The following is a 13,431-nucleotide window of genomic DNA, read 5'->3' as shown; positions in this document are numbered from 1 at the left end:
AGGGTCCACCGGTGCTCCGCCGCTCCGCCGCCGTCGTACTCGCCCTGCTCCTCGGACCGGCCGCCGCCGTGGGCTGCTCCTCCGCCGCGCCGTCCGCCGCCACCGGGACGGCCGCCACCGGGACGGCTGCGACCGGGCCCTCCGCAGGCGCGTCGGCCGCCTCCGGACCGGAGGTCGCGGTACGGGCGACCGTCACCGACGGGCTGGCCGCGCCCTGGGGCCTGGCGGTGCTGCCCGACGGGGACCTGCTGGTCTCCGAGCGGGACAGCGCACAGATCGTCCGGGTCGCGGCGAAGGACGGCGCCAAGACCGTGGCGGGCACCGTGCCGGGGGTGACCGCAGGTGGCGAGGGCGGGCTGCTCGGGATCGCCCTGTCGCCCGGGTTCGCCACCGACCACCTGGTGTACGCGTACTTCAGCACCGCCACCGACAACCGGATCGTCCGCTTCGGCTACGACCCGGCGCAGCCTTCCGGCCAGCAACTCGGCACTCCCGAGGTGCTGTTGACCGGAATTCCACACGGACCCCGGCACAACGGCGGCCGGATCGCCTTCGGCCCCGACGGCCTGCTCTACGCGGGCACGGGCGACAGCAGCAACAGCGCGCTCGCCCAGGACAAGGGCTCGCTCGGCGGCAAGATCCTGCGGCTGGCGCCGGACGGCTCCCCCGCCCCCGGCAACCCGTTCCCCGACTCGCCGGTCTACTCCTACGGTCACCGCAACGTCCAGGGGCTCGCCTGGGACCCCCAAGGCCGGCTCTGGGCCTCCGAGTTCGGCCAGGACAGCTGGGACGAGCTGAACCTGATCAAGCCCGGCGGCGACTACGGCTGGCCGGTGGTCGAAGGCATCGCCACCAACCCGGACTACCTCAACCCGGTGGCGCAGTGGCGCACCGCCGACGCCTCCCCGAGCGGCATCGCCTACGCCGACGGCGCGATCTGGATGGCCGCCCTGCGCGGCACCCGGCTCTGGCGCATCCCGCTCGACGGCGACCATCTGGCCTCCGCACCACAGGAGTTCCTCAACGGCGCCTACGGCCGCCTGCGCACCGTCGTCGCGGACCGGGACGGCACCCTGCTGGTGGTCACCAACAACACCGACGGCCGCGGCGACCCGCAGCCCGGCGACGACCGCATCCTGCGCCTCTCCCCGGTGTAGGCCCGCCGCCGACAGGGTCGGGGGACGGGGAGGCCCGGGGCGGGGTCACGCCCCGGGCCGGGACCGGGCGCGCCCACCCTGCCGGCGCCCGGCCGGACGCGCGGGTGCCGGGTCGGGGCCGACCGCCGCCTCCAACTCGGCGCAGGCCCGCACCACCTCGGCCGAGTTCCCCCGGCCCGCCCGGGTCAGCGCCAGTCCCACCCGCCTGGTCCGCTCGGCGGCCAGTCGGACGGCGGTGCGGTGCGCGATCCAGGCGCGCAGCACCGCGGCGGTCCCGCTCACCAGGAAGGCCGGGGCCATCAGGGGCGAGGTGGTGGTGATCAGGTCGAGCGGTCCCATCGGATTCTCCTGCCGGTCGGGGCCGCCAACTGCGGCGGCCGGGCTGCCGGGATCCAGGCTGTCGAAGGGTTGGAGTTTCCCACTAGGCTCGGAAAACTCCGGGAAACTCCCCGGGAGCGCGAGTAGTTGGGCGGGATGCGATGCCTGGGGGGCGTCCGCCGAAGGGCGGGCAGGAGCGGTACGAGGAACTGGAGGCGCTGGCGGCCTGGTTCCAGCAGGCGCTCCTCGGCACGGGGTACCGGTCGCCGAACGCGTTCGTGCAGGCAGGACTGTTCGACAAGGGCCTGGTCTACGGCGTGCACAACGCCGCCCGACTGTTCCCGCTGGCCGCGATGCGAGCCCTCGCCCTCGCCCTGGACCGCGACCCGGCCGAGGTCGAGCCGGTCTGGCGGCGCGCCAAGCAGGCCCTGGAACTGGCGGCCGCCGCTCAACGCGCGGCCGGAAGCCCGAGGTTGGAGTCCTGGGACCGGCTACCGCAACCGGGCCCGGTGCTGGGCAACCTGCTGGAGGCCCAGGCGGCCGTGGTGGACCGGCTGCCCTACGACATCCTCGACGTGGCCGAGCCGCCGCTCTCCGCGATCTACGTGCGCCAGCAGGTCCGGGCCCAGTCGGTGCGCGAGCCGGGCGAGGGCGACAAGGAGGCGCGCGGCGGTTCGGCGGGGGGTTCGGCCGGGGGGCTCGGCACCGCCGCGCAGGAGGGCGGGGCCGGCGGCGCCAAGTCCCCCGACTGGGACGCGGTTCTGCCGGCCTCCGAGGTGCTGGACCGCCATGTGCACCTGCTGGTGACCGGGGAGCCGGGCGCCGGCAAGTCCACCCTGGCCAACCACCTCACCTGGCTGCTCGCCCGGATCTGGCTGCGCGAGGAGAGCACCGCCGCCGCCCCCACCGCCGAGCCCCTCGTCCCGCTGCGGATCGCCGCCCGCACCCTGGTCGGCGAGGGCGGTTCGTGGAGCGCGGCCCTGTGCGGGGCGGCCCGCCGCAGTCTGGGCCACAGCCTGGTCGCCGATCCGGAGCCCGGCCTGTTCACCGGACGGGTCCAGGGCGCCCGTTGGCTGGTCCTGGTGGACGGCCTGGACGAGGTGACGGACCGGCAGGAGCGGGCCGGGATCATCCGCACCGTCGCGCAGCACGCCCGCGCCGACAGCGCCTACCGCTTCCTGGTCACCACCCGCCCGCTCCCGGAGGCCGAACTCGCACCGCTGCGCGGCGCCGGCTTCGCGGGCTACCGGATGGAGCCCTTCGACGAGGCGGAGCTGCGGGACTTCGCGACCCAGTGGTTCCGCGCCCAGGTCGAGGACGAGGAGGACGCCGCCGCGGCCGTCGCCCGCTTCGTCGAGGAGGCGGCGGACGGCCGGCTGCGCGAACTGGTCCGCAACCCGCTGCTCGCGACCATCGCGGCGATCGGCGCGACCCTCGAGCCGACCAGGGCGCTGCCCAGCAACCGGCTGAGCCTGTACCGGCGCTTCTTCGAGTACCTGCTGCGCCGCGGCGATGGCGCGGCCGAGTGGCACGAGGAGCTGCTGGAGGCGCTGGGGCGCTACCGGATCGAGCAGGACGGGTCGTTGGGCGCGGCGGCGCGGGACTGGCTGAAGGGGCGGGCCGTCCTCTCCGACCGGGAGCTGCGCGATCTCCTGCTGGGGTCGGGCCTGTTGGTCGCCCAGGCCGACGACTTCCGGTTCCTGCACCAGTCGTTCGCGGAGTTCCTGGCGGCGCGGTCGTACGCGGCGCAGGTCCCGGCGGACTTCCCGAACCTCGCGGAGTGGGTGCGGCGGGCGACGAGCGAGGCCGAGCAGACGCTCGCGCTGTTCACCTTCCGGCTGTGGGCGGAGCGGGAGGGGTGCGAGGGTGATCTGATCATCGACCACCTGCTGGACGGTGTGCGGACGGACCAGTACGTCCTGGCCGCTCTGCTGGTGGCGGAGGGGGTCGTGGTCGGCCCGGATCGCCGGGCCCGGCTGGTGGAACGGCTGGTGGAGTGCGGCCGCTGCGATCCGGACGACGTCGAAGAGGCCATCAGGGCGCTGGCCGATGTGAGCGGTGATCCCGCCGCGGTCGAGCGGCTGCGTCAGCTGGCCGGCTCGGTGGGGCTCCCGATCGGTCTGCGGTTGGAGGCCGTGGCCGCGCTGGCCCGCTGCCTTCCGGCGGCGGAGGCCGAGGAACTCCTTCGCTCCCTGCTGCCGGACGTCAAGGGCCTGCTTCCCCGGGCGGCCCGGATCTCCCGGACCATCAGCTCGGCTGCGCGGCGGGCCGTACGGCAGCATGCCGACCGGATCGACAGGTCGTGGAGTGCGGCCTGGGTGCAGGCCTTCACCGCGCAGACGCTGGAGATCCTCGGCGAGACCGCCTCGGTCGCCGAGCTGTGCCGCGGGGTGCTCGCCGATCCGCTGGCCTTGCCGGACATCCGGGAGACCGCGGTGGAGGCCTGGCTGCGTGCCGAACCGTCCGACGCGCCTGGAGAGATCGCCCTGCTCGCCCTCGGTATGCCCGGCCGGTACGGCGCTGCCGCGATCAAGACGGCCGCGGTGCTGGAGAGGCTCGGCGAGGCCGCCGCCGCAGCCCGGGTGACCGGGGGGCTGCTCGACTCCGCCGCCCTCGACGGCTATCACCTCTGGCAGGTGGCGGAGTTGTGGGCGAAGGCGCCGGGCCCTGACGGTGCGGCCCCGCTCGTCCGAGCCGTCGACCGTGTCGCCTCGGCCGACGGATTCACCTCCTGGTACACCACGGCCCTCCTGAAGGCGGCGGCGGAGCTCGGTGAGAACCGCATGGTTGCCGAGTGGGCGCGAGCCCACGCGGCCGCCGACCGGATGCAGCCGGTGGCCGCGTCGAGGGTCATCGCGCTGTTGCTCGCCGCCGAGGGGCCGGGTGCCTCCACGGAGGTCCTGGCGATGTTCGACCAGGGCGAGCGGGTCGGTCCCTTCGATCGCGCCACCTGTGCGCAGGAGCTGCTGCAGGGCGGTTCCCCGCAGGCCGCCCGGGTCTTCGCGGAACGCGCCCTGCGTACGCCCAACGGGAGTGCGGGCTTCTACGAGGATGCCGTCACCGTGTTGCTGAAGGTCTCCGCCGCCGATGCCCTGGCGTTCCTGGAAGGGGAGTCGACGAGTGCGCGGGCCCACCACCCGACCTGGATCGCCGGGGTCCTGGAGGGGCTCGCGGCCCAGGAGGGCGATCTGCACCACGACCTCGCCAGGGAGCTGGCGCTCCGGCAGCGGGATTCGCCGGAGGCGGAGGGCAAGCAGGTGCTCGACGCGGTCACCGCCCTGATCGCGGTCGACGGCCGCAGCCGGGTCGAGCAGGCCGTGGAGACGGTCGTGAGCCATCCGAAGGTGGGGGTCGGCTCCATGCTCGACCTCGCCCGGGGGCTGGCCTCCATCGGCGAGCGCGCGGCCGCCCGGCGGATCTGGTGGAACGTCCTGGAGCACGCCATGCCACCCAACTCCTACGAGTGGCGCCTCCTCCAGGACATCCAGAACGCCGACGCGATCCCCGATGCCGTCGCGCGGATGACCGAGCTCGTCGAGGCCGGGTCCACCGCCCCCGCCAAGCGGCTGCGCCTGCGGCAGATGCGGGCCTGGCTGCAGGTCGCGGCCGAGGCGTAGGGCCTCGGGTTTCCTGGACAGGTGTCCATGTATGATGGACACCTGTCCAGGAAGCTCGAGGGAAGTGGGTCACCGTGGAGACGACGGCGAATGTCCTGGTCGGCCTGGTGGCCGCCCTGCACGCGTACATCCTCGTCCTGGAGATGTTCCTGTGGGAGAAGCGGCCGGGCCGTGAACTCTCCGGCTTCGACGCGGAGATGGCCCGGGCCACCGCCCCGCTGGCCGCGAACCAGGGCCTCTACAACGGCTTCCTGTCCGCCGGGCTGGTCTGGGGCCTGATCGCCGCCGACCCGACCGGGTTCCGGGCCCAGGTGTTCTTCCTCGCCTGCGTGCTGGTCGCCGGCGTGTACGGCGGGATCACCGCCAACCGGCGCATCCTCCTCGCCCAGGCGCTGCCGGGTGCGCTGGCCCTGGCCGCCGTCCTGCTGGCCCGATGACGGACGGGCGGGAGGGCGACCCCCGGGCGGCCCGGACCAGGGCCAGGCTGCGCGGGGCGCTGCTGGAGGAGTGCGCCCTGCGCCCGTTGGCGGAGGTCAGCGTCGCGGCGCTGGTGCGCCGGGCCGAGGTGGGCCGTGCCACGTTCTACCTGCACTACGCCGATCTGGAGGCGCTGGCCGTCGACGCCTGCGCCGACGTGGTCCGGGAGGCGGTGGACGCGCTGCACGCCTGGCGCGGCGCGCCCGATCCGGCCGTCCCGCCGCCGGCCCTGGTGGCCTTCTTCACCGACCTCGCCCCGCACGCCGGGCTCTACCGGGAGCTGCTGAGCCCGGGTGGCGGCGGCCCGCTCGGGCTCGTCCTGCACCGGGACCTGCGCGCCCGCAGCCGCGCCGAACGCGCGCTGGTCGGCGCACCGGAGCCCGATCTGGTCGCCTCGGCCGTGGCCGCGACCTTCGCCGGGGTGCTCGCGGACTGGCTGCACGGCCTCGTCGAGGCGACCGCACCCGAGCTGGCCCGCCGGGTGTGGCGGCTGCTGATCGCCCTGCACCGGACCGCGCTGGACTGACCCCCGCCCAACCCGCCGTGCGAACCGGGGTGTTGCGCCCCCGCGGCCGCGCCGGAAGGCCTCCACCCGGCTGATCGTTCACTCGTTCGATGGGTTTGGGGGGGTGGCCGAGCCGGGTGAGGCCCCCTGGCCACAGCGTTGTCAGTGTGTCCCGTTACGTTCCTCCCATCACTGACCAGCAGCTGGGAGGAGAGCGGCCGTGGCATGGGTGGAAGCGGGATCGGGCGGCTACCAAGTCGCACTCGACGCGGAGGGAAGGGTGGTCTGCCGCAACGCGGCCGGCCGCCAGTTGAAGTCCGTGCCGTCGAAGCTGGGAGACGACCCGGTGGTCACCGGGCTCAAGCAGCTCACCGAGTGGCTCGCCGCGCACGAGCGCGGCTGCCTGGAGGACGTCGAGCGGTGGATGGTCCGCTCGCTGCCCGTCCCCGCCGCCGTGATCACCGCCGTCTGGGCGGACGAGGCCTGGCAGCTGGTCCTGCGGGACCTCGTGGTGACCGGTCAGGACGGCGCCGTCGCCGGGTTCCTGCGCGGCGCCGACGCCGAGCGCGGCCTCGGCCTGGTCGACCTGGACGGCGACACCGTCCGGCTCACCGACGGCGAGATCCGGATACCGCACCCCGTCCTCCTGGAGGACCTGGAGGAGCTGCGCGAGTTCGCCGTCGAACTCGGCGTCTCCCAGCGGGTCCAGCAGCTCTACCGGGAGGTCTGGCACCGCCCGGCCGACACCGACGGACAGGCCGCGCAGGTCACCGCCTACGCCGGCGGCCGCTACAAGGAGCTGCGCGAACTGCTCGGCCGCTGCACCCGGCTCGGCTACCGCGTGCGCGGCGGCCACGCCGTCCTGCCCGTCGTCGAGGGCGGGGTCGCCCTGGAGGCCCGGGTCTGGGTCGGCGACTACTACGAGTACGACGAGTGCGAGACGGGCGCGCTCAGCTGGACGGGCCCGGACGGCACGGTGCTGCGGCTCGCCGAGGTCGGGCCGGTTGCCTGGTCCGAGGGGATGCGCATGGCCGCGGCGCTGCACGCCGGCCGCACGATCGAAGGGGAGGAAGCCGCATGAGCACCACCGACCGTACGGGCACCGCCGCAGCGCACGAGAGGCTGCTGGACGCCGGCGCGGTGCTGCCCGCCGGCACCCTGCCCGACGTCGGGCGGCCCGACAGCGCGGCGGACGTGCTCACCGCGCGCGGCTACACCCACCCGGCGCTCGACGGGCGCCGCGTCGTCCGCCTGGTCCCCGGTGCGCTCGGCCCCGCCGAGGACCTCGCGGTCGACTTCCTCGGACTGGTCCCCGCGGGCGAGCCCGCCGAGGTCGGCCAGGTCCGCCAGGAGGCGCTCGGCTTCCCCGCCTGGGCGCTCGTCAACGACCCGGCCAACGGGCACCACGCCCTCGCCCTGGTCAAGGAGATGGAACGGCTCGCCCGGCAGGCCAAGTCCAAGCCCGGCAACGCCAAGGACGGCTTCGAGGAGCTCGCCGTGCGCCTCGGGCGCGCCGTGCCGCACTTCCTGCCCACCTACTGCGAGCAGGTCGGCCGGATCTTCATCGAGCACGGCAACCAGACCTACGCCGGCACCTTCTTCGGCCGCGCCCGCGAGGCCGAGCGCACCTACAGCCTCGCGGTGGACGAGGAGCGGCTGCGCGCCGTCTTCCTGGAGTTCGCCCTGGCCGGCGCGCTCACCGTCAAGGCGCTGCGCCAGTACGTCAAGGAGCTCAGCACCCGGCTCGACCCGCTCACCGCCTGGCAGCGCTTCCGCCAGCTGTGCACCGAGCGCTCCGCGGCCGGCATGGCCCCCTACGCCGGGGTCGCCGAGGACGCCCGCGCGCTGATCAGGGCCGCCGGTCTCGACCGCGCCGAACACGAGCAGTCCCTGCTCGCCGAACTGCTCGCCTCACCCGCCGTCGACCGGGCGCCCGGCGCCTTCTGGAAGACCTGGCACGGCGCCGTCATCGAGCTCGCCAAGCGCGACGAGGCCGTCCGCGCCCGCCTCCTGGAGATCTTCCCCGACCCGGCCGGCACCTCGGACGACGAGGCCCAGGACGCCGGCTGGCTCGCCGTCCTCGCCGAGAGCGGCGCCGAGCTGCTGCTCACCGGCCCCCGCCCCGAGGGCGCCGAGCCCGCCGCCACCTGGCTGCAGCGCTGGTGCGCCCACGTCGGCCGCGGCTGGCGCTCCCGCCACGCCTGCGCCGCCACCTACGCCCTCGCCGGGCGGATGACCGAGCGGCTGCGGGCCGACGACGTCCCGGTCGACCTCTTCGGCGGCCGCCGGCGCGGCAAGACCCAGCTGGAGGTGCTCGACCTGCTGCTCGCGGAGGGCGTCCCGGTCGCCGACCCGGCCGGCACCCACTCCTTCGACCTCACCGACTGGGTCAAGGAGGGCCGCCCCGACAGCCCGACGCTGGCCGCCATCGCCGCCGACCCGCGCCTGCGGCCCACCCTGCGCGCCGCCGTGCCGCCCGCCTGGAAGAGCGCCGCCGCCGCCAAGACCCTGCCCGCCCTCCCGGTGCTGCGCGAGCTCTTCGTCGAATGGGCCGACCAGCGCACCGACGAACTCCTCGCCGCCCGCGGCCTGTCCGGCGCCGCCGACCTGCTGCAGGAGCTGCGCTCCCACCGCAGCGCCATCGGCGCCGAGAACCCGGCCGCCGCCGAGCGGATCGCCGGCCTCGACGTCGCCGGCCTGCTCGCCCGCGCCCTGCGCACCGGCATCCTCGACGAACTCGGCTGGCCCGCCCTGGAGGAGGCGCTCGGACGACTCGGCGCCACGACCGACCGGACGCCCGGCAACCCGCCCGCCCAGAACCTCCCCGAGGGCCTGCTGATCGAGGACGCCTGGCCCCACCTCATCCTGGCCCGCCAGGGCGAGGTCCTCGTGGTGGGCCCGGAGGGGATCCTGCTGGAGCACACCCTGCGCCACCCCAGGCTGGAGGAGTGGCAGCGCCCCCGACTGCGCTACACCGACGGTGAACTCCTGGTCGTCTGGTACCAGGACGGCAAGCAGCACGCCTACTGGTCCAGCCGGCCCGCCGAGACCTTCGAACTCGGCGGCGAGTCCGTCGCCCACTACTACGGCGGCCGCGACGAGCCCGACGACCCGTCCGTCCCGCTGCCCGGCGGCGGCCGCACCACCGGAGAGCGCCCGCTGCACGCCGGCGACACCCGGCTGCCCGGCGAACACCGGGTGCTCGGCGACGGCACCGGCTTCTGGGCGCAGCGCCACGACCGGGGCGGCGTCCTCGTCGAACTCGACCCCGCCACCGGCGCCCTCGGCCGCGCGGCCGAGCCGCCCCGGATCGCCGCCACCGCCGGCGCCGGCCGGCTCGACCTCCACCGCACCCGGCTGCTGCCGCTCCAGCCCGGCCTGGAGGGCACCCCGCTCGGCACCGACGGCGCCGCGCTCGGCAGCTGGGTCCGCGTCGACGGAGCCCGCGTCACCACCGGCACCGCCGACGGCCGCACCCTCACCCTGACCGGCACCGGCGAGCACGCCCGGCGCTACCCGGTCGGCCGGCTCGGCCTGCCCGGCCTGCCCGCCGACGCCCACCCGATGGTCGCCGAGGAGCGCGGCAACGGCCTGTCCCTCGTCCTGCCCGAAGCCGGGGGCGACGGCGGCAGCGACCGCACCTGCCGGATCCGCCCCTGCCGCCCGGGCGGCCTGCACGCCGCCGGCACCGCGCTCGTCCCCCCGCTGGACCAGTGGCACGCGCTGCGCCCGCGGGACGAGGAGGGCTCGCGGATCCTGCGCTCCGTCACCGACGAGCAGGCCGCCCGGCTCATCGACGCCGCCTGGCCGGTGGACGCCGAACCGGTCCCCGCGGACGAGCAGCGCTGGCTCACCGTCCAGGGCGTCCGCCGCCCGATCCCGCACACCAAGGAGGCCAAGTACGGGGTGCAGGTCCAGGCGGTCGGCGCCGCCCTCGACGGCCTCGGCCACCCGCTGCTGCTCGCCGGGGTCGCCGGGCTCGCCCGGGCCGCCGCCGACCTGCTCGACGACGCCGCCCGGTTCGTCCCCCAGCCCGAGGCCGAGGCCCGCCCCAAGGCCGGCGCCGCCCGGCAGGGCGCCGCCCACCGGCCCGAGCACGGCCGCGACCACGAACTGCGCGCCGCCGTCGGCGTGCTGCTGCCCGACCTCGGCGGCTTCGGCCGCTCCTGGGAGCACGGCGACACCTGGCGGGTGGTCAACAACCTGCGTACCGTCACCGCCGTCCTCGCCAGCCCGCCCGCCGTCGCCGAGGGCACCGAGGGCTGGTCCACCCCGCTCACCCTCGACCTCCAGGGGGACGACGGCCACCACGGCTGGCTGCACCTGCTCGGCCGGCTCGGCACCCTCGCCTACGCCGCCACCGCCCCGCTCACCCGGCCCGAGCAGCGGGCCTCGCTCGCCCTGCTGCTCACCGAACTGGCCCGCGCCCCGCTCGCCGACCCGTACGGCACCCTCCGCGAGATCACCCTCACCGAGCCGCTCAACGCCGCCGGCCACGAGCACAAGCACCAGGAGCGCGACGGACAGGTCCTGCGGCTGGGCAACCGCACCGTGGTCATCCTCGGCTGCCGCCACCACCAGGACGACCGGGTGCACTGGCTCGCCGTCGACCACGACCCGAGCGGCGCCTTCGGCCCGGTCGCCCACTTCGCCACCGCCGAGGAGCGGATCGCCGCCGAGCCCTTCACCGCCGAACGGGCCGCCCGGCTCGCCGAGGCCGTGCGCCTGCCCGGCGGCTTCGCCTGGGACGCCGCCCACGCCGCCGCCTTCGGCGAGCAGACCGGCATCGGCCGCACCCGCGCCACCCTGCTGCTCAGCCCCACCAACACCCTGTTCCAGTGGTACGGCGCCGTCCTGCCCGCCGACCGGCTCAAGGAGTACGGCCTCAAGTCCACCGAGGCCAAGGCCGCCCGCGACTGGCTGCGCGAACGCAACCGGGCGGACCTCGCCGCCGTCTGGGCCGCTCTGGTGCCCGCCGACCCCGCGCAGATCCGGACCGCGGGCCCCGACCTCGCGGCCGGCGTCCAGGCCTGGACGGAGCGGATCGGACAGCTCGTCACCCTGCCCGCGGAGGAGCAGGCCACCGTCAGCGGCGCCGACATCCGCCACATCGAGACGGTGCTCAACCCCGGCCGCACCGCCTGGCTCAGCCGCACCACCGGGTACCGGATGCGCACCGACGAGGACCGCGGCACCGAACGGCTGCTGCCCGACGACCCCGACGCCGTGCCCGCCAACGGCGTCCTGGGCGGCGTGGTCGACGCCCTGCGCTGGCTCGCCTACCACCTGCCGAACGAGAGCCCGCTGCGCCCGCTGCTGCCGCAGGCCGCCGCCGCGCTGCGCCGGCGCCTCGCCGACCCGGGCCTGCTGCTGGACTACGACCTCCACCACGACATCAAGGGCCGACCGCTCGGCCCGGTGCTGCGCACCCGCTTCGGCCTGCCCGCCGAGGGCGGCGCCGATGCCGGGGGGCTGGTCCACTGCGGGGAGGCGCTGGTCCTCGTGCCCTGGCACGACGGCGTCGAGACGGCCTGGCTGCGGCCCGCCGGGCTCACCGGAGCCGACGACCCGCTGCTCGAACTGCTCGAAGGCCTCTCCGCCGGCTACTGGTTCGGCAGCCAGCGGCGCGGTATCGAGGCCATCCTCGGCGGCGACCTGGCCCGCCTGGTGGCCGCACCCGAGCCCGGTACCGAGACCGGCTGGGCGCACAACCCGCAGCTCAGCGTGCCCGACCTGGTCGCCGAGGTGGCCAAGACGCACGGCCTCGGCGAGGACGCCGCCGCGCTCTACCTCCAACTGCTCGCCCTGCCGGACCCGACCGACCGCAACACCGCCCGCTGGACGGGCTGGAAGCCCGCCCGCCTGAAGCGGGCCCGCGCCGAACTCGCCGCCACCGACCTGGTGCTGGAGGCCAAGCGGGCCCGGGCCGGCCGCAGCCTCTTCCTGCCTGGCGGCTGGCAGGAGGCCAAGGCCCCCGGCCTGCCCACCGAGACCTGGAAGGCCGGCCTGTACCAGCTGGCGACCCACCAGGCCGTCCTGCCGCACCTGCCCGTCCCGGAGCTGTTCGCCCGGGCCTGGCAGCGGATCGGCGAGGGTGACACCCCCGGCTACGAAGAGCTCCAGACCAGCAAGCGCAGGAAGGCCCGCCGATGAGCACCGCCGAGACCACCAGCACCGGCACTGGCACTGGCACCACCAGCACCGGCACCACCAGCACTGGCACCACCACCGGCACCGCCGCCCGGCAGTCCGTCCCGCCGGAGGAGAGGTACGCCGCCGAACTGGAGTTCCTGGCCGCCCACGACTCCGGCCCCCGCCCGCCCGGCTGGCGGCTCACCCCGCGCGCCGTCGTCACCTTCGTGATGGGCAGCGACGGAGAGAAGCTCAAGGCCGGGCGGAAGAGCCTGGCCGTCGAGCAGAAGTTCGTCGGCGAGCGGGCGCTGGTCGAGCGCTGCGTCGTCACCCTCGCCGGGGAGCGCGGCCTGCTGCTGGTCGGCGAGCCCGGCACGGCCAAGTCGATGCTCTCCGAACTGCTCGCCGCCGCCGTCTGCGGCAGCAGCGCGCTCACCGTCCAGGGCACCGCGGGGACGACCGAGGACCAGCTCAAGTACGGCTGGAACTACGCCCTGCTGCTGGCCAAGGGCCCCAGCCGGGACGCCCTGGTGCCCTCGCCGGTGCTCACCGCGATGACCACCGGCGCCGTCGCCCGGGTCGAGGAGGTGACCCGCTGCCTGCCGGAGGTGCAGGACGCCCTCGTCTCGCTGCTCTCCGAGCGCCGCATCGCGGTACCCGAGCTGGCCGGCACCCCGGACGCCCAGCTGCACGCGGCGGCCGGGTTCACCCTGATCGCCACCGCCAACCTGCGGGACAAGGGCGTCAGCGAGATGTCCGCGGCCCTCAAGCGGCGGTTCAACTTCGAGACGGTCGGGCCGATCGGCAGCCTGGCGGCCGAGGTCGAGCTGGTCCGCCGCCAGTCCACCGCCGCCGTCGCCCGGGCCGGCGCCCCGTACGCCGTGGACGACGCGGTACTGGAGGCCCTGGTCACCGCCTTCCGGGACTTGCGCACCGGCCGCTCCACCGAGGGCTGGGACGTCGAGCGCCCGTCCACCGTGATGAGCACCGCCGAGGCCGTCTCGGTGGCCACCGCCCTCGGGGTCGGCGCCGCCTACCTGTCCGACGGCGGCGACCTCCTCGGGCGGCTGCCCGGCCAGCTGATCGGCGTCGTCCGCAAGGACGACCCGGCCGACGCCGCCCGCCTGCTCGGCTACTGGGACGGCCCGGTGCGCCGTCGCGCCGAGCAGGGCGCCGCCACCTGGCGCACCCTGTGGGACCAGCGCTCGGCTCTGGAGGCGTGAGG

8 protein-coding genes are annotated in these 13,431 nt (G+C 75.6%); 7 read left to right on the top strand and 1 reads right to left on the bottom strand.

Annotated features, from left to right (window positions below; translation table 11 throughout):
* Positions 1-11 precede the first annotated feature (11 nt).
* Positions 12-1,157, top strand: a complete 1,146-nt coding sequence (locus ACGFZP_RS14140) for a PQQ-dependent sugar dehydrogenase (RefSeq protein ID WP_392931973.1) — start codon at positions 12-14, stop codon at positions 1,155-1,157.
* 45 nt (positions 1,158-1,202) lie between these two features.
* Here the strand turns inward: ACGFZP_RS14140 and ACGFZP_RS14135 are convergent, their stop codons facing one another.
* Positions 1,203-1,496: a hypothetical protein gene (locus tag ACGFZP_RS14135; RefSeq protein ID WP_392931971.1), complete on the bottom strand. Its 294-nt coding sequence runs from the start codon at positions 1,494-1,496 to the stop codon at positions 1,203-1,205.
* A gap of 140 nt (positions 1,497-1,636) precedes the next feature.
* On the opposite strand from ACGFZP_RS14135, the gene ACGFZP_RS14130 reads away from it, so the two are divergent.
* The 6 genes from ACGFZP_RS14130 (at position 1,637) to ACGFZP_RS14105 (ending at position 13,429) form a co-directional block, all read left to right on the top strand.
* Entirely contained in the window at positions 1,637-5,092 is a 3,456-nt protein-coding gene (locus tag ACGFZP_RS14130) for an NACHT domain-containing protein (RefSeq protein ID WP_392931970.1), read from the top strand.
* Between the two features lie 74 nt (positions 5,093-5,166).
* Positions 5,167-5,529, top strand: coding sequence for a DUF1304 domain-containing protein (locus ACGFZP_RS14125; protein WP_392931968.1), 363 nt, complete (start codon positions 5,167-5,169; stop codon positions 5,527-5,529).
* Complete coding sequence (locus tag ACGFZP_RS14120) at positions 5,526-6,095, top strand: TetR/AcrR family transcriptional regulator (RefSeq protein WP_392931967.1); 570 nt, start codon at positions 5,526-5,528, stop codon at positions 6,093-6,095. Before ACGFZP_RS14125 ends, ACGFZP_RS14120 begins: the two co-directional genes overlap by 4 nt.
* Before the next feature lie 199 nt (positions 6,096-6,294).
* Positions 6,295-7,155 (top strand): DUF4132 domain-containing protein, encoded by an 861-nt coding sequence (locus ACGFZP_RS14115; protein ID WP_392931965.1) that lies wholly within the window; start codon positions 6,295-6,297, stop codon positions 7,153-7,155.
* Positions 7,152-12,227 carry a hypothetical protein gene (locus ACGFZP_RS14110; protein ID WP_392931964.1) on the top strand — a complete coding sequence of 1,692 codons (5,076 nt, stop codon included), beginning with the start codon at positions 7,152-7,154 and terminating at the stop codon, positions 12,225-12,227. Before ACGFZP_RS14115 ends, ACGFZP_RS14110 begins: the two co-directional genes overlap by 4 nt.
* A complete protein-coding gene (locus ACGFZP_RS14105; protein ID WP_392931962.1) occupies positions 12,224-13,429 on the top strand; it encodes an AAA family ATPase in 1,206 nt (401 codons plus the stop codon). The genes ACGFZP_RS14110 and ACGFZP_RS14105 overlap by 4 nt, the downstream gene beginning before the upstream one ends.
* The last annotated feature ends 2 nt before the right edge of the window (positions 13,430-13,431 follow it).

This window comes from Kitasatospora sp. NPDC048239, assembly GCF_043202015.1.
Lineage (GTDB): Bacteria > Actinomycetota > Actinomycetes > Streptomycetales > Streptomycetaceae > Kitasatospora.
The sequence above is the reverse complement of the archived record's forward strand: the minus strand, read 5'-3'. Positions and strand labels throughout refer to the sequence as shown.

Bases quoted from the DNA above. Each gene is read 5' to 3' on its own strand.
- ACGFZP_RS14135 (WP_392931971.1), bottom strand. From the start codon at position 1,496: ATGGGACCGCTCGACCTGATCACCACCACCTCGCCCCTGATGGCCCCG.
- ACGFZP_RS14130 (WP_392931970.1), top strand. From the start codon at position 1,637: ATGCCTGGGGGGCGTCCGCCGAAGGGCGGGCAGGAGCGGTACGAGGAA.
- ACGFZP_RS14120 (WP_392931967.1), top strand. From the start codon at position 5,526: ATGACGGACGGGCGGGAGGGCGACCCCCGGGCGGCCCGGACCAGGGCC.
- ACGFZP_RS14110 (WP_392931964.1), top strand. From the start codon at position 7,152: ATGAGCACCACCGACCGTACGGGCACCGCCGCAGCGCACGAGAGGCTG.
- ACGFZP_RS14105 (WP_392931962.1), top strand. From the start codon at position 12,224: ATGAGCACCGCCGAGACCACCAGCACCGGCACTGGCACTGGCACCACC.